The sequence below is a fragment of the Williamsia sp. z71 genome, assembly GCF_059553375.1.
The window spans coordinates 383,615-400,290 of sequence record NZ_JCANWX010000006.1; the positions used below are offsets into that span (position 1 = coordinate 383,615).

12 protein-coding genes are annotated in these 16,676 nt (G+C 64.8%); 3 read left to right on the forward strand and 9 right to left on the reverse strand.

The window, feature by feature from the left end:
* Positions 1-18: 18 nt before the first annotated feature.
* Positions 19-2,442, forward strand: a complete 2,424-nt coding sequence (locus tag AC51GR_RS17010; RefSeq protein WP_496325806.1) for an ATP-dependent Clp protease ATP-binding subunit — start codon at positions 19-21, stop codon at positions 2,440-2,442.
* A 106-nt stretch (positions 2,443-2,548) separates the two neighbouring features.
* On the opposite strand, the gene AC51GR_RS17015 is transcribed toward AC51GR_RS17010, so the two are convergent.
* Both AC51GR_RS17015 and AC51GR_RS17020 read right to left on the reverse strand, forming a co-directional pair.
* Positions 2,549-3,661, reverse strand: coding sequence for an endonuclease/exonuclease/phosphatase family protein (locus AC51GR_RS17015; RefSeq protein ID WP_496325807.1), 1,113 nt, complete (start codon positions 3,659-3,661; stop codon positions 2,549-2,551).
* A 186-nt stretch (positions 3,662-3,847) separates the two neighbouring features.
* Positions 3,848-5,830 (reverse strand): alkaline phosphatase family protein, encoded by a 1,983-nt coding sequence (locus tag AC51GR_RS17020; protein ID WP_496325808.1) that lies wholly within the window; start codon positions 5,828-5,830, stop codon positions 3,848-3,850.
* A gap of 34 nt (positions 5,831-5,864) precedes the next feature.
* On the opposite strand from AC51GR_RS17020, the gene AC51GR_RS17025 reads away from it, so the two are divergent.
* Positions 5,865-6,662 (forward strand): MBL fold metallo-hydrolase, encoded by a 798-nt coding sequence (locus AC51GR_RS17025; RefSeq protein ID WP_496325809.1) that lies wholly within the window; start codon positions 5,865-5,867, stop codon positions 6,660-6,662.
* Between the two features lie 16 nt (positions 6,663-6,678).
* On the opposite strand, the gene AC51GR_RS17030 is transcribed toward AC51GR_RS17025, so the two are convergent.
* The 7 genes from AC51GR_RS17030 to AC51GR_RS17060 form a co-directional block, all read right to left on the reverse strand.
* Positions 6,679-9,174, reverse strand: coding sequence for a Tex family protein (locus tag AC51GR_RS17030; protein ID WP_496325810.1), 2,496 nt, complete (start codon positions 9,172-9,174; stop codon positions 6,679-6,681).
* Positions 9,175-9,288: 114 nt separating this feature from the next.
* On the reverse strand, positions 9,289-9,921 hold the full coding sequence (locus tag AC51GR_RS17035) for a class I SAM-dependent methyltransferase (RefSeq protein WP_496325811.1): 633 nt from the start codon (positions 9,919-9,921) through the stop codon (positions 9,289-9,291).
* A 134-nt stretch (positions 9,922-10,055) separates the two neighbouring features.
* A complete protein-coding gene (locus AC51GR_RS17040; protein ID WP_496325812.1) occupies positions 10,056-12,443 on the reverse strand; it encodes an ATP-binding cassette domain-containing protein in 2,388 nt (795 codons plus the stop codon).
* A gap of 166 nt (positions 12,444-12,609) precedes the next feature.
* Positions 12,610-13,020, reverse strand: coding sequence for a VOC family protein (locus AC51GR_RS17045; RefSeq protein WP_496325813.1), 411 nt, complete (start codon positions 13,018-13,020; stop codon positions 12,610-12,612).
* Between the two features lie 10 nt (positions 13,021-13,030).
* Positions 13,031-13,477 carry a helix-turn-helix transcriptional regulator gene (locus AC51GR_RS17050; protein WP_496325814.1) on the reverse strand — a complete coding sequence of 149 codons (447 nt, stop codon included), beginning with the start codon at positions 13,475-13,477 and terminating at the stop codon, positions 13,031-13,033.
* A 49-nt stretch (positions 13,478-13,526) separates the two neighbouring features.
* A complete protein-coding gene (locus tag AC51GR_RS17055) occupies positions 13,527-13,904 on the reverse strand; it encodes an ArsR/SmtB family transcription factor (RefSeq protein ID WP_496325815.1) in 378 nt (125 codons plus the stop codon).
* An 8-nt stretch (positions 13,905-13,912) separates the two neighbouring features.
* A complete protein-coding gene (locus tag AC51GR_RS17060) occupies positions 13,913-15,178 on the reverse strand; it encodes an MFS transporter (RefSeq protein WP_496325816.1) in 1,266 nt (421 codons plus the stop codon).
* A 248-nt stretch (positions 15,179-15,426) separates the two neighbouring features.
* Here AC51GR_RS17060 and AC51GR_RS17065 point away from each other — a divergent pair, with 248 nt between their 5' ends.
* The gene (locus AC51GR_RS17065; protein ID WP_496325817.1) at positions 15,427-16,572 is read left to right on the forward strand and encodes an LLM class flavin-dependent oxidoreductase; all 1,146 of its coding nucleotides are present in this window, start codon (positions 15,427-15,429) and stop codon (positions 16,570-16,572) included.
* Positions 16,573-16,676 lie beyond the last annotated feature (104 nt).

Below are 16,676 nucleotides of genomic sequence, written 5' to 3' on the forward strand. Positions count from 1 at the left end.
TCACAGGGAGGCTTCCGAATGGCAGTATTCTTCGGGCCCGAAGGCCCGCGCCGCATCGACATCAGTCGATTGATGAGCAAATCCACCCAGGCCCTCGTCGCTGACGCGGCCAAGTTCGCAGCCGGGCGCGGCGATTCTGAGCTCGACAACCTGCACATTCTGCGGATCATGGCGGACCAAGAGCCCACCCGTGACCTGATGGAACGCGCCGGTGCTGCGCCCGCCACCGTCATCTCCGCCGTGGAGGAGAGACTGCCCAACCGCGGCACCATCACCGGTCCCGGCACCACCACACTGAGCCCGGCTGTACGAACCACCGTGTTCGAGGCCCATCAGCTCGCCCAGGCCTTCGGCTCGACGTACATCGATCCCGAGCACCTGTTCCTGGCACTCGCCGGGGATCAGGATCGTGCACCCGGAAGGCTCTTGGCATCTGCCGGGATCACCCCTCAGGGTTTGCAGGAGGCGCTGCAGGGCCGATCGGCAGCGACCACAAAGTCCGATAACGCCACCCCGAATCTCGACAAGTATGGCTTCGACCTGACCGACCGGGCACGTTCGGGCGGTGTTGATCCGGTGGTCGGCCGGGCCGACGAAATCCAGCAGACCATCGAGATCCTGTCTCGGCGCACCAAGAACAACCCGGTTCTGGTCGGCGAGGCCGGTGTCGGCAAGACCGCCATCGTGGAAGGTCTCGCCCAGCGGATCGTGGACGGTGACGTGCCCGACCGACTGGTCGGCAAACGGATCGTCCAACTCGATCTGTCGAGCATGGTCTCCGGTACGCGGTACCGCGGCGACTTCGAGGAACGACTCAACAGCGTGATCGACGAGATCGTCGCGCACTCCGACGAGCTGATCGTCTTCATCGACGAGGTCCACACCATCGCCGGCGCAGGTGCCGGGGCCGACGGTTCAATGGATGCCGGAAACATCCTCAAGCCCAAGCTGGCCCGCGGTGAACTGCACATCGTCGGTGCCACCACACTCGACGAGTACCGCAAGCACATCGAGAAGGATCCGGCACTCGAACGCCGGTTCCAGCCAGTCACGGTTCCCGAACCGAGCGTCGCCGACGCCATCGAGATCCTCACCGGTCTGCGTGGCCGGTACGAGGAACACCACGGTGTGCGCTACTCCGATGACGCGATCACCGCCGCGGTCGAGTTGTCCGCCCGCTACATCGGTGACCGCTTCCTACCGGACAAGGCGATCGACCTGATCGACCAGGCGGGAGCCCGGATGCAGCTGACCACGCCGAGCGCGGACAGCGAAGGGATTCGCAAGCAGCTCGCCGCCATCGAATCCGCCAAGGAAAAGGCGGTCGCCGACGAGGACTACGAGAAGGCATCCGCGCTGCGCGACCAGATCACTCGGCTGCAGGCACGGCTCGAGGGTCACGGCGACAAGCCGACAACCAGGCTCGACGTGACGGCCGAGGACATCGCCGATGTGGTGTCGCGGGCGACCGGCATTCCGGCCTCTCAGATGACCGAAAAAGAGAAGGAACGGCTGCGCCGACTCGAAGACGAACTGCACAAGCGGGTCGTCGGGCAGGACGACGCCGTCAGGGCGATCGCCCGAGCGGTACGTCGGAACCGGACCGGGATGAATGATCCCGATCGTCCGGTCGGCAGCTTCCTGTTCCTCGGACCCACCGGCGTCGGCAAGACCGAGCTGGCAAAGGCGTTGTCCGCCTCGCTGTTCGGCGACGAATCGAAGATGCTGCGCCTGGACATGAGCGAGTACGGCGAGCGTCACACCGTCAGCCGGCTCATCGGTGCCCCTCCGGGCTACGTCGGGTACGGCGAGGCCGGACAGCTCACCGAGCAGGTCCGTCGCAATCCGTATTCGGTGATCCTGTTCGACGAGATCGAGAAGGCCCACCCGGACATCTTCAACACGCTGTTGCAGGTCCTCGACGACGGCCGCCTGACCGATAGTCAGGGTCGCACCGTCGACTTCAAGAACACCGTGTTGATCATGACCAGCAACCTGGGGTCCGACATCATCTCGAGCAAGTCGGGCGGACTCGGGTTCACCTCCGGTGACGCCGAAGCCGCGGAGAAGCCGATCCGTGACCGGATCATGAGTCGGTTGCGGGAATCGATGCGGCCGGAGTTCCTCAACCGGATCGATGAGATCGTCATCTTCCGCAAGCTCGACGAGGCACAGCTGCACCAGATCACCGATCTGTTGTTGGAGGACAGCCGGAAACGGCTCGGCGCCAAGGGCATCGAGATCGATTTCACCGATGCCGCGATCGATTGGATCGCCGAGCACGGACATCAACCGGAGTTCGGAGCGCGCCCGTTGCGGCGCTCGATCCAGCGGGAGGTCGACGACCGCATCGCCGACCTGCTGCTCGACGAGGTCCTCACCGACGGCGGCAAGGTCTTCGTGGAGGTCCATGACGGCGAGCTGGAACTCAACGTCAGCTGACCTGATCGGGTCGACCCCCCAGCGGTCGGCTTTGCATCACACGATCCGCCCCACGTGCAGTTCGCTGCACGTGGGGCGGATCGTCTGCATCCGGGGCAGATCTGGGTCAGTCGGCGTGCAGCGTCAGATCCACTACCAGCGGATAGTGATCGCTCGCGCGGACCGAACCCTCTGGGGGCACGAGCTTTCGAGGATTCGAAGCGGTGAAGTGGGCCGACGCGTACACCCGGTCACTGTTGGGTGGTGCTCCGGCGGTGGATTCGGTCAGACCGGCTGCGGCGAACATCTCGTGTTCACTGGCGAACTCGGGCGATCCGTCCCGAATGTTGAAGTCGGCACCGAATATCGTCGGCCCCGGCCATCTCCGGATCGTGGCGACCACCGGATCGACTTGACGTTTCGGCTCGTCGATCCCGTGTTGGGGCGGACTGAAATGTCCTGACAGCACCCGAATGTTGTTGCCGCCCGCGGTGCGCACCAGGACATCGCCGGCAACCCGCGGCTGGTATTCCTTCATACCCCCGAAGGGTTGCCAGGTGTGTCCCAGCCTGGTGCTCACCATGGCGGCCCACGCATCGGCGGTGGCCCGGAAGCGCCGCCCACTGTTGTCTCCGAGTGCATCGCCGATCCGCAGGCCACGCGCGTCGGTGATGGTCGCGCCGTGGAACGTCATGACGCCGGTGCCTTCCCGTCGTCCATTGACCTTCTCGATCGCCGCCGTCATCACGGCCCCGGTGGGCCGCAGGCGCTTGACGAGCGCACCGAGTGTGTCGACGAAGTTCGAGCGCACTGCCCAATTGTCGAGCTCTTGGAGCAATAGGATGTCGGGCCGCTCCCGGTTGATCGTCTCGGCGAGGAGGTCGAGTTTTGCCGGGGTGGCGAAGAACTCCCCCGGACCGCCCATGCCGCCGTGCACGTTGAACTCCATGATCCGCAGCGTTTCGCTCGCGACGACCGTCGGCGACGCCTCTTCGACAGCCCCCACCACCGAATGCAACCGGACACCACCTACCCGCACCCCGAACAAGGCGCCGGTGGTCGCACCGAGTAACAGCCCCCGCCGCACCCCGAGGCCGGTCATCCCACCCACCGCGGCGCCGACACCCGAACCCCCGACGACATACGCGGTCTGATCACGCAATTGGGCTCCGACGCTGTCGATGGCGCTGCGGACATACGCAGGTTCGGCCAGCGCGGGAAGGGCGGCGCCGATGGTCATCGGACATTCCTTCACCGCATGCACGTGCTGATCCACCGAAAGCGTCACGCCACCGCCCTCCCCTGCTGCCACGGACCCGCTCGGCCACCGATTTCTTCCTCTGGGAGCAAGACTAGCGTCGGCCGATCGCACGTCGTCCACGAACACGGAGATCGTGCGCTGCGGACCCACTCGTGGTCAGGCAATTCACTTCATTGCGGCAATGCTCGCATCACGCCAGCCGGCGAGCACGGCATGGACGGCTTCGGCACCGTGCAAATGTCCGGAGGGCACGGGTAACACGTTGGGGCACAGCAGGAATGGCGCGCTCTGCGGACCGCCCATCCCCCCGTGTGAGCCGACCTGTTCCTCGAATGCGGCCACCTCATCGGTTTCGGGCCAATACGCGCCGCCGACCATGATGTCGGCGACATTGTCGAATGTGTCGGTCCGGCGGATCTTTTCCAGAGCATCCGGTCCGAAATCCACCAGGGGATCGACACCGTCGACGGTGCCCGTGGTGACATCCACCGTGCCGTCGGCCCCGAGAACCACAGATCCGCCCGCTATCCGGGCAACCAACAGAAACCCGATGCCCGGATGAGCGCGCAACGCGTCGAGTAGTCCGGGGTGCGCGGACTCGATGGCGTCCATGTCGGCGCGCCCGGGTATCGCCGGGAAGCTGATCAACCCGAGATTGCCCGAGCCGAGTACCACCGGTTTCCCCTCTTGGGGTGCCGGCGTCTGCAAGCTTTTCGGTGACCGCACGCTGGCGGCCGCGTACTCGGCGCCCTCGGCACCGGCATGCTGGTCCGCAGAGCTGCCGACCTCTGGTGATTCACCACAGAGTCGCAGGACGAGGTGTTCCAGACTCATCCCGTAGCGCTGCAAGAACGTTGCACCCTGACTTTGCCCGTGGTCGGACAGGATGGTGACGTGATAGGGGCGGTCCGCCTGTTCGAGCACGGCGACGAGCATCTGGATCTCCTCGTCGATCTTGGTCAGCACCTTCAGCGTTTCGGGTCGAGAGATCCCTGAGTGGTGTGACACCTCGTCGTACCCGATCAGGTCCGCGTAGATGATGCTTCGACCGTGGATCAGGTCCCGGACGACCGCTGCCACAGTGACATCCGTGGCCAGCACCGTGGCGAACGCGCGTACGAACGGATAGGTCCCACCGCGCGGCACACGTGGTCGAATGTCGGCGCGACGCTGATGCCACGCCTGCCGCAACTCGCGTTGCACCTCGGCGACCATCCTGATCAGGGTGCGCAGGGCACTCGAGGGATCGACGAAATACGACGAATAACCTGCACCACCGCCGAGGCGCGCCCCGTGCATCCGGCTCACGACGAGAACATTGTCTTCCGCACCTCCGGTGAACAGGTTGCCGCGACTCGCGCCGTCCACCGCCAAAAGCCCGGGGCGGTCGGCGCGTTCGAACTCGCGGTCCTCGTTGTCGCGCGGATTGCTGAAGACGTTGATCTTGCCGTTCGTCTTGTCATACCAACGAAAGGCGGGCACGTTGCGGTTCGAACCGTGCAAGATCCCGAGTTGGCTTGCCCCCGTCTGACTGCTCCAGTCGGTATGCCACGGGATCAGCGTGTGTGTCTGTCTGACCAGTGCCGCCAGACCCGGGGTGACGCCGTCCGCGATGGCTCGGCGCAGCACCTCGTGCCCGAGGCCGTCGATCTGAATACAGAGCAGCCCGGGTTCACCGGAAACGGTCGCGTGATTGCGACGCAGTCGCTGCCTGCGTACCTGCATCAGTCGATACGCGGTATTCGAGCGGGACGCGATGGCGCCGCCGACCACGGACGTGAACAACGACAGCAACGTCGCCATCAAGACTGCGTCCCAGGCTCTTTCGACCGAGGCCACCGGGACGATGTTCAGCGTCAACAGCATGATCGCACCGCTGGCAAAGAAGACCAGCAGGAAGAGCACCGCGGGCCCGACCCACGACATCAACCGAACGAACAGCGGCCACAGCACGGCGCTGAGCACACCGAACACCAAGGCAACCACCAAAGCCGACGGCAATTTGGACAACGCCGGGATCCCGATGTTCACCGAATCCAAGGAGATGCCGTCAAAGACCGCGTCGAGCACCAGGATCGCCACCGCCGACGACAACCACAGCACGACGAACTCGACGAGAAGGCCGACCAGCCGGGCTGTGGTGCGCATAGGGCACCCCTTTCGCGTGATCTCTGGGATCGTAATGCGTGTGGGGCCGACACCGGGCACAGACGACGAGGACCGTGTCGGCGTGGCGCTGCGCTGGTTGGGGCATGCGAGCGCGGTGATCAAAGACCGTGGCACCACCGTGATGACCGATCCGGTCCTCACCTCGCGGGTCGGTCATCTACGACGCCGTCGGGGGCCGGCCCCGTCCGGGTCCGAGGTTCACAGTCCTGACGTTGTCGTGCTGTCCCACCTGCACGCCGATCACACCCATCTGCCGTCGCTGCGGCTCCTGTCCGAGGATGTGCCGCTGATAGTGCCCGCCGGAGCGCCCGACGCGCTACCCGCCCTGCGTGACGTCGGCGACCGGCTGATCGAGGTGCGCCCCGGCGACGCGGTGTCGATCGGCGAATTGTCGATCCGGGCGGTACCCGCCGAGCATGACGGCCGCAGGTGGCGCCGCGGGCCGCAAACCACTCCGGCATTGGGCTATGTGATCACCGGCGACCGGCGCACCTATTTTGCCGGCGACACCGATCTCTATCCGGCTCTGGCCGATTGGGTGTCCGACATCGACCTGGCGCTGCTCCCGGTCGGCGGTTGGGGGCCGACGTTGGGTGCCGGGCACATGGATCCGTCCCGCGCGGTACGAGCCGCGGAGATCGTCTCGGCCCGTCACGTGGTGCCCATTCACTTCGGAACGCTGTGGCCGGTCGGCATGGGCCGGGTGCGCCCCGAACGGTTTTTCGGTCCCGGCGGCGAGTTCGTGCAACTCGCCACCGAGACCGGACTGCGTGCGACCGAGCTGGAGCCCGGCGGTTCGCTCCGCGAGTAGCCCTGCCGTAAGGCGGTTACTTGTTACCGAACCCCGCGTCGCGGAGGGCCTGGGCAAGCGAACCGTTTGCCGGAATCGGAGTGGACGACTTCCGACCGGAATTGTTGTCGCGCTTGGGATTACCTCGCTGATCGGGGCGAGGTCCGCGGCGCGGTCCACCCTGAGTGCCGCCACCCTGCTTGCCACCGCCCTGCTTGCCACCGCCCTGATTAGCCGCACCTTGATTGCCACCGCGCTCGGGCTTGGCCTTGCCGGCACCGGGCTCGTCGTTCAGGCGTAGCGACAACCCGATCCGCTGGCGCTCGACGTCGACCTCCATCACCTTGACCCGGACGACCTGTCCGGACTTGACCACTTCGTGGGGGTCGGAGATGAACTTGTCGGACATCGCGGAGACATGCACCAGTCCGTCCTGGTGGACACCCACGTCGACGAAGGCACCGAAGGCGGCCACGTTGGTGACAACACCTTCGAGCACCATGCCGGGCTTGAGGTCGGCGACCTTCTCGACGCCCGCGGCGAATGTGGCGGTGGTGAAGGCCGGACGTGGGTCACGGCCGGGCTTTTCGAGTTCGGCGAGGATGTCGGTCACCGTCGGGACACCGAACCGGTCGTCGGCGAACTCTGCCGGGCGCAGCGCGCGCAGTGCACGCTCATTGCCGATCAGTTCCGCGAGGGTGACACCGGACCGGTCGAGGATCTTGCGGACCACGGGGTATGCCTCGGGGTGCACGCCTGATGCGTCGAGCGGATCGTCGCCCTCCCGGATGCGCAGGAAGCCGGCGCACTGCTCGAACGCCTTGGGCCCCAGTCGCGGAACCTTCAGCAGCGCTTTGCGGCTCGGGAATGGTCCGGTCGCATCACGATGCGCGACAATGGATTCCGCGAGTGTGTTCGTCACACCGGACACCCGCGCGAGCAGCGGCACCGACGCGGTGTTGAGGTCGACGCCGACGGCGTTGACGGCGTCTTCCACCACAGCGTTGAGGCTTCGGGCGAGGATGCCCGGGGTGATGTCGTGTTGGTACTGCCCGACACCGATCGACTTCGGCTCGATCTTCACGAGCTCGGCCAGCGGATCCTGCAGACGGCGGGCGATCGAGACCGCACCACGCAACGAGACATCCATGTCCGGGAATTCATGCGAGGCGTATTCCGAGGCCGAGTAGACCGAGGCGCCTGCCTCGCTGACCATCGCCTTGGCCGGGGCTTTACCGGTGGCCTTGCCGATCTCGGCGATCAACTCGCCGGCCAGGGCGTCGGTTTCGCGGGAGGCGGTGCCGTTGCCGACCGCGATCAGCTCGACGCCGTGACGGGCCACCAACGCCGCCAGGGTCGCCTTGGACTTGTCCCACTGGTTCTGCGGCTGATGCGGGAAGATGGCGCAGGTGTCGAGGACCTTGCCGGTGCCGTCGACCACCGCGACCTTCACACCGGTCCGGAACCCGGGGTCCAGGCCCAGGGTCGTGCGCGCGCCGGCCGGGGCGGCCAGGAGCAGGTCACCGAGGTTGCGGGCGAACACCGCCACCGCGTCTTCTTCGGCAGCACAACGCAGCCGGACGCGGGCGTCCACCATCGCGGTGATCATCAGCTTGGTGCGCCAGGCCAGACGGGCCGTTGCGATCAGCCACGGGGTGGCCGGGCCGGAGTTTGCGACATCGACCCCCAGCGAGGCCGCTGCCATCGCCTGATAGCCCTCGTCCTCGCCACCGTCGAGGGTCAGCGACAGCATTTCTTCTTTCTCACCACGCATGACGGCGAGCACCCGATGTGACGGCATCTTGTCGAGGGGTTCACCGTACTCGAAGTAGTCGCGGAACTTCTGTGCCGCAGGGGTATTCGCCACCGCTTCCGACTTGGCAGCAGTGCGCAGCGTTCCCTCTTTCCAGAACTTCTCCCGAACCGCGCCGACCAGCTCGGCATCTTCCGAGACCTGTTCGATCAGGATGTGGCGGGCACCCTCGAGAGCGGCTGCGGCATCGGCGACATTCTCGGACACGAATCCGGCCGCAACGTCTTCAGGAACCAACGACGGATCGGCCAGCAACTGTTCGGCCAGCGGAGCCAAGCCGTTCTCGCGAGCGATCTGCGCCTTGGTGCGCCGCTTGGGCTTGTACGGCAGGTAGATGTCCTCGACGCGCGACTTGGTCTCGGCGGCGTTCAGCGCGGCCTTGAGTTCGTCGGTGAGCTTGCCCTGCTCCTCGATCGAGGCCAGCACCGCTGCCCGACGCTCATCGAGCTCCCGCAGGTACCGCAGGCGTTCGTCGAGAGTACGGAGCTGAGCGTCGTCGAGACTGCCGGTGGCCTCTTTGCGGTAGCGGGCGATGAACGGCACCGTCGAGCCCTCATCCAGCAGCTTTACCGCTGCCGCCACCTGTTCTTCCCGAACATCGAGTTCTTCGGCGATACGAGCATTCACGGACTTCACAGCTGGGGTCGATATCACCCGGTGAACCCTACCGAAACAGGCCGACAACGGCCGACAGCGGCCGGTTGGCCACGTCGCCACCATGGGGCGAGGCCGACGATTACGGCGACAACAAAGGCCCGAATAAGGGCAACGGGCCTGCCACAGAACAGGTTCGACGTCCATGGCAGGAAGCGCCCCACGTGGAGGCGGCACCCGTCACTGCTGCGGCTTCGAGAACACCGCCACCAAGAAGTCGGAGTTGTCGGTGAACGGCCGCAGGTCCCAGGTCGACATCAACAGGTCGACCACCAGACCGCTCGCCTCGGCGTCGGCAAAGAAGTCGGAGAACTCGTAGTCGCGCCCGGCACCGAACCCGATGACCACCCGGCCATTTGGGGCCAGATGCCGCACGAACGCACGGAGCACATCACGCCGGGTCGACGGCGCAACAAAGGTGACCACGTTGCCCGCACACAGGATGACGTCGAAGTCCGCCGGTATCCCCTGGCTCGGCAGATCGAGTTCGGCAAGATCGCCGACAATCCAGGTCGGACCCGGATAGTCCGCTTCGGCCTCGGCGATCAGCACCGGGTCGACATCGACCCCCACCACCTGATGTCCGGTCGCATACAGGTGCCCACCGAGACGGCCCGGTCCACATCCTGCATCGAGGATCCGCCCGCCGCGGACGAGCATCGCATCAATCAACCGCGCCTCGCCGACGATGTCCTGACCTTTCGCGGCCATCGCCCGGAACCGCTCGGCGTACCGAGTCGAATGTGTGGGATCAGCCGCGGTGATCTCTTCCCACTTGGTCGGCACACGATCACGTGGCACGTCGTCGCTCACTTTACGTAACTCCCTGGGATCAGACCGGTGCTCGAACAACGCCGGCCCGAGTAGGACGACGTTGCCACTCCCCTACAAGCCTAGTGCCATGAGGGCCCGATCAGCCGCTTCCGCACGTCCCCGGGGCAGGTCGTTCAACTCCCCACGTAGGCCGCGAGGTGTTCACCGGTCAGCGTCGACCGATCGGCGACGAGGTCGGCCGGTGACCCTTCGAAGACGATTTGTCCGCCGTCATGACCAGCCCCGGGACCGAGGTCGATGATCCAGTCGGCGTGCGCCATCACCGCTTGGTGGTGCTCGATGACGATGACGGACTTGCCGGAGTCGACGAGCCGGTCGAGCAGACCGAGCAGGTTCTCGACGTCGGCAAGATGCAGGCCGGTGGTCGGCTCGTCGAGCACGTAGACCCCGCCCTTGCCTGCCATCTGGGTCGCCAGCTTGAGTCGCTGCCGTTCACCGCCCGACAGGGTCGGCAGCGGTTGTCCGAGTTTGATGTACCCGAGTCCGACGTCGGCCAGCCGTTCCAGGATCTTGTGCGCGGCCGGTAGTTTCGCGTCTCCCTCGGCGAAGAACGTCTCTGCCTCGGCAACGGACATCTCCAGCACCTGGCTGATGTCGCGGCCCCCGAGGAGGTAGTCGAGTACCGCGGCCTGAAAACGCTTGCCCTCGCACTCTTCACAGGGTGTGGCCACACCGGCCATCATCGCGAGGTCCGAGTAGATGACGCCGGCGCCCTTGCACGTGGGACAGGCGCCCTCGGAGTTGGCGCTGAACAATGCCGGCTTCACATTGTTGGCCTTGGCGAATGCCTTGCGGATGGGCTCCAGCAGTCCGGTGTAGGTGGCCGGGTTGCTGCGCCGTGAGCCGCGGATCTCCGACTGGTCGACGGTGACCACGCCATCGCTGCCGGCCACCTCCGAACCGTGGATCAGTGAACTCTTGCCCGACCCGGCCACGCCGGTGACCACAACCAACACGCCGAGTGGGATGTCGACGTCCACATCACGCAGGTTGTGCGTGGACGCGCCCCGCACCGGCAAGACGCCGGAACCGGAGCGCACCTCCGTCTTGAGCGAGGCCCGGTCGTCGAGGTGATGGCCGGTGATCGTGTCACTGGCCCGCAGACCCTCCACGGTGCCCTCGTACATCACCTGGCCGCCCTCGCTACCTGCGCGCGGACCAAGATCGATCACGTGGTCACCGATCGCGATGGTCTCCGGCTTGTGCTCGACGACCAGGACCGTGTTCCCCTTGTCCCGCAGTCGCAGCAGCAGGGTGTTCATCCGCGCGATGTCGTGGGGATGTAGTCCGATGGACGGTTCGTCGAAGACATAGGTGGTGTCGGTCAGCGACGATCCGAGATGACGGATCATCTTGGTGCGCTGGGCTTCACCACCCGACAGCGTGCCGGACGGCCGGTCCAGCGAGAGATAGCCCAGGCCGATCTCGACGAACGAGTCGAGGGTCCGCTGCAGGTTGGCGAGCAGCGGTGCGACGGACGGTTCTTTGAGTCCGCGCACCCAGTCGGCAAGGTCGCTGATCTGCATCGCGCAGGCATCAGCAATGTTGACCTCGTTGATCTTCGACGAGCGCGCGCCGTCGTTGAGACGGGTGCCGTCGCAGTCGGGGCAGGTGGTGAACGTGACCGCGCGCTCCACAAACGCCCGGATGTGCGGCTGCATCGCGTCAACGTCCTTGGACAGGAACGACTTCTGGATCTGCGGAACCAGACCGGCGTAGGTCAGGTTTATCCCGTCGACCTTGATCTTGGTCGGCTCGCGGTAGAGCAGGTCGTTCAACTGCTTCTTGGTGAACTTGTTGATCGGCTTGTCGGGATCGAAATATCCACAGCCTCGATAGATGCGGCCGTACCAGCCGTCCATGCTGTAACCCGGGATGGTGATGGCACTTTCGTTGAGCGACTTGGTTTCGTCGTACAACGCGGTCAGGTCGATGTCGGACACGGATCCGCGACCCTCGCATCGTGGGCACATACCGCCGGTGATCGAAAAACTCCGCCGCTCCTTGGTCTCTCGTCCACCCTTTTCGATGGTGACCGCGCCGGCACCGGAGATCGAGGCGACGTTGAACGAAAACGCCTGGGGTGAGCCGATATGCGGCCGGCCGATCCGGCTGAAGAGGATGCGCAACATCGCGTTGGCGTCGGTGGCCGTGCCGACCGTGGACCGCGGATCGGCCCCCATCCGTTGCTGATCGACGATGATCGCGGTGGTCAGGCCGTCGAGAACTTCGACCTCGGGCCGCGCCAGGGTGGGCATGAACCCCTGCACGAACGCGCTGTAGGTCTCGTTGATCATCCGCTGCGACTCGGCGGCGATGGTGCCGAACACGAGTGAGCTCTTACCGGAACCGGACACGCCGGTGAAGACCGTCAACCGGCGCTTCGGGATCTCGACGCTGATGTCTTTCAGATTGTTGACGCGCGCGCCCTGCACCCGGATCATGTCGTGGCTGTCGGCCACGTGAACCTGCCGCAACTGGGACTGCTTACTGGTGGCCATGTTTGGTCAAGTCTCCATATCTGCGGACAAGCGTCGTTTCTCAGACTACGGCCATGTTGCCTGACCGCTGCTCGGTCGAACAGGCATAGCCATCTGAAAACCTCCTGGCAGAACAACCTCGATGCCCCGAGCAAATGAGTGCACGGATCACCGACGAGGACGGCGCTCAGCGCACTTCTTGGATGCGCACCATGTTGCCCGACGGATCCCGCAACGCGCAGTCACGAACGCCCCACGGTTGTTCAGTCGGTTCCTGGACGATCTCGGTGCCACTGGCTTGCACCTTGTCGAAGGTTGCATCAAGGTCGTTGGTCGCCAGCATCACGCTGGCGTAGGTGCCTTTGGCCATCATCTCTTCGATGGTGCGCCGCTCCTCGTCGGTGATTCCGGGGTCGGCTCCGGGCGGAGACAGAACGATGTTCACCCCGGGTTGGCCGACCGGGCCGATCGTGAGCCAACGCATGTCGTTGTAGCCAACATCGTTGCGAAGCTCGAAACCGAGGGTGTCGCGGTAGAACGCCAGCGCGGCGTCAGCGTCGTTATGCGGAAGGAAACTTGAATGAATGGTGATGTCCATGGGAATCACGTTAGGACGACGCAGCCACCGACGCTTCTCGATTCCTGATCGGTCGGGTCACCTGTTTTTCCACGCATGACGGCATCCCGGTGGGCGCCGCCGTCGACGCCTCCCGCCGGTAGACGCTCGGCGGCATTCCGACCAACTCGGTGAACCGCGTGCTGAACGTGCCCAGCGAGGAGCACCCCACCTCGAAACAGACCTCGGTGACGCTCAGGTCACCGCGCCGCAGCAACGCCATCGCACGCTCGATGCGCCTCGTCATCAGATAGGAATACGGGGACTCACCGTAGGCCCGCTTGAACTCGCGGCTCAGATGACCGGCCGACACGTTCACGCCCCGAGCGAGCGCTTCGACGTTCAGCGGCTGCGCGTGTTCGCGGTCGATGCGGTCACGCACACGGCGCAGCAGCGCGAGGTCGGTCAGCTTCTGCGAATGAGTGGGCGCGCTGGTCACGCAACCAATCGTGCCACGCGCTCACTTCCCGGTCGAGACCAAAACCCCCCTACTCGTGCGGGGGTTCGCCGGTGACGACGTGATCCGCATGGTTCATACCCTCGGCGACCAGACGCGCCAGATGGCCGTCGCGGATCCGGTAGATGACCCGCCGGCCTTCTTTCCGGGTGTCGACCAACCCGGTCAATCGCAGCTTTGCCAGATGCTGACTGACCGCCGTCCGCGATGCCGCCGAGGACTCGATGAGCGCTGAGACGTCGGCCTCGCCGTGGCTGAGTAGCCACAGGATATGCAGCCGGGTGGGATCCGAGAGCATCCGAAAGGTGTTTGTCGCGGCGTCCAGATGTGCTTGGTCAGGCGCGACCGGGTGCGCCAGGCTCGACGGCACGTCCTGCACCGTTGGTGACTTCCTTGCCATCGCAGTCATCGCTCTTTTCACTTCGCGCCGGTCCTGACGTGCTGCCTGTCCCCTACTGGGTGATGCCCCGGATGTACCGGACGCGCCGGCCAGATCCGCGCCGCCCCAATGGTGGCAAGTGTAGCCAGCAGGGCCAGCACGATCGCGGCGGTCGACTGGCTCACCTGCGATCCAACCCAGCCCGCGATCAGATAAGTCAGCAGAAAACACGCGTGGGACAACGAGAACTGGGCTGCGAACACCTGCGCCCAGTTCTGCTGCGTCGACCCATCCCGGACCAATCGCGCCGAGGGAGTGTTGACCAGGGAGGTCCCGGTACCCAACATCACCCACACCGTGCCGAGCACCGCCCATCCCACCGCGGGAGGCGGCGACGACAACAGCATCACCCCGATCACCGTCAGTCCGAACGGCAGAATCGCTGCCCCCCAGAGCATCACCCGGCGCACCGAAAACATGGTCAGCAGAGTAGGTACACAGATCGCCGCTGTCATGGACCCGGCGCCGAAGCAGGCCAACGCCACGGCCACACCCGCACCGGAGCCGTCAAGCACGTCGTGCACGTAGACGACCGTGTTCACCAGAACGATCGCCGATGCGCAGGCCACCACCATATTGAGCGCAAGCAGCGAACGTAAGGCCCTGTGTGCCAGCATGATCCGAGAACCCGCGGCCATCCGGCGCATCAACGGGCCTGACGGATCCGCCGAAAGCACAGCCGGGAGCACCGTGGCGGAAACCAATAGTCCAGACAGCACGAACCCGAGTGCAGTGCCGACAAACAGCGAGTTATAGGTGATCACCGTCAACAACCCCGCCGCGATCACCGGACTCGCCAACGACTCCAGGTCGTAGGCCAACCGCGACAACGACAACGCCCGCGTGTAGTCGTCTTCCTTGGGCAGCACCAACGGAATCATCGATTGGAACGCCGGGGTGAACGTCGCCGACGCCGCCTGCAACACGAAGATCAGCCCGTAGATCTGCCAGACCTGATCCACGAACGGCAGACTCACCGCGATCAACGCGCGCACACCATCTGCGGAAACCAGCAGCGCTTTGCGGGGAACGCTCACGGCCACCGCCGACATCACCGGCGCCACAATGACATACGCAACCATTTTGATCGCCAACGCGGTTCCCAACACCGCGCCCGCATCGCTACCGGCGATGTCATATGCAAGCAGACCGAGCGCGACCGTCAGCAGGCCGGTGCCCACCAAAGCGACGAGCTGTGCAGCAAAGAGTTTGCGGAAGGTCCGCACACCCAAGACTTCGAGCACGGTGTCCCACCTCAACCGGGTTCGTCGGACAATAGGTGCGTACTTGCGCAACTATACCGCCCATGGCGGGGGCGTCAACGCACTGATCTGGGCGCGGGCAATGTCTGCCCGATCGGGCAATGTGAGAGCGTCGAACTGGGGCATACTCATCAGCTGAAGCACGTCGCCCCCGATCGGCGAAACACCAACGAATACAGCCGGCAGATTGCCACACGACCCGGACAGCCGAAAACTGCAAGGGACATCTGATGTCGCGACTTCGGGTTGGCGTGATGGACAACATCACAGCCTCGAGATCACGAGCCGAATTGGCTGCGCGAGCAAGCTACCTCGGGGCAGCAGTAAGTCGTGCCGACTCATTCTGGGTCCCAGACCACCTGAACGGTTTGTTTCCTCGATCGCTATGGGACGCGGAGTACGTCGGCGCCACCAAGCTCGTCCCCCGGTCGGACGCTTGCCTCGAACCATGGACCATGCTCGGATACCTGGCAGCACGCAACCGGATTGGCCGCCTGGACTTGGGTGTTGGCGTGACCGACTCCGGACGTCGCAATCCCGCTGTCACCGCCCAAGCTGCCGCCACGTTGCATCTGTTGAGCCGGGGCCGCGCGATACTCGGCGTCGGGACAGGCGAACGCGTGGGTAATGAGCCATACGGCGTCGATTGGTCGACGCCGGTCGCAAGGTTCGAGGAGGCCCTCGCAACCATTCGGGCGCTCTGGGACTCCAAAGGCGAACTGGTCAACAGGGACTCACCCTTCTTCCCGCTGCGCGACGCGTTGTTCGATCTACCGCCCTATCGCGGGAGATGGCCGCAGCTGTGGATTGCCGCACACGGTCCGCGAATGCTGCGAACTGTCGGGCGCTTCGGCGACGCCTGGTTCCCGGGACTGCTGACTCGACCCCACGACTATGCCGAGCGCCTCGATGTCGTTCGCTCCGCGGCTTCCGATGCCGGTCGCGACCCGATGTCCATTACGCCCGCATTGTGGATCACCGTCGTCACCGGTCGAAGTCGAGAGTCCGTCGATGCCGCCTTGGACGCGCCGGCAATGAAAGCCCTCGCGCTGTGCGTGCCGAGTGACAGCTTCGCGCGCCACGGTGCGCAGCATCCTCTCGGCGCCGATTTCACCGGTATACAGGATTACCTACCGTTCAAACTGGACAAGCAGACAGCACTGTCCCACGCAGCAGAAGTCCCTTCATCGGTTATGCGGGAAGTATGTCTGAACGGCACACCGAATGAGGTTGTCGACCAAGTCGCACAGTTGCGTGACTCCGGATTGCGTTACATCGTCCTGCTCAACATCAGCTTCACGCAACCGAGTCTGGGGAGATCGATGGAGTCGAACGTGCCCTTCCTCAAGATCGTGCGCACCCTGAAGAAGCTCTGACAAACACAAAAGCAGGTCGGTTGCCCGGTCCCTGCCTCTTTCAACATATAGCGCAACCCGGGGCTTGCCGCAAGGCCCCGGTGGTGCTGCAGAATGTCCCGTCG

What these genes read in the sequence shown, in the direction of transcription:
- AC51GR_RS17065 (WP_496325817.1), top strand. Translation starts at nt 15,427, where the DNA reads ATGTCGCGACTTCGGGTTGGCGTGATGGACAACATCACAGCCTCGAGA.
- AC51GR_RS17010 (WP_496325806.1), top strand. Translation starts at nt 19, where the DNA reads ATGGCAGTATTCTTCGGGCCCGAAGGCCCGCGCCGCATCGACATCAGT.
- AC51GR_RS17055 (WP_496325815.1), bottom strand. Translation starts at nt 13,904, where the DNA reads ATGACTGCGATGGCAAGGAAGTCACCAACGGTGCAGGACGTGCCGTCG.
- AC51GR_RS17025 (WP_496325809.1), top strand. Translation starts at nt 5,865, where the DNA reads ATGCGTGTGGGGCCGACACCGGGCACAGACGACGAGGACCGTGTCGGC.
- AC51GR_RS17045 (WP_496325813.1), bottom strand. Translation starts at nt 13,020, where the DNA reads ATGGACATCACCATTCATTCAAGTTTCCTTCCGCATAACGACGCTGAC.
- AC51GR_RS17030 (WP_496325810.1), bottom strand. Translation starts at nt 9,174, where the DNA reads ATGGTGGCGACGTGGCCAACCGGCCGCTGTCGGCCGTTGTCGGCCTGT.
- AC51GR_RS17040 (WP_496325812.1), bottom strand. Translation starts at nt 12,443, where the DNA reads ATGGCCACCAGTAAGCAGTCCCAGTTGCGGCAGGTTCACGTGGCCGAC.
- AC51GR_RS17015 (WP_496325807.1), bottom strand. Translation starts at nt 3,661, where the DNA reads ATGACCATCGGCGCCGCCCTTCCCGCGCTGGCCGAACCTGCGTATGTC.
- AC51GR_RS17020 (WP_496325808.1), bottom strand. Translation starts at nt 5,830, where the DNA reads ATGCGCACCACAGCCCGGCTGGTCGGCCTTCTCGTCGAGTTCGTCGTG.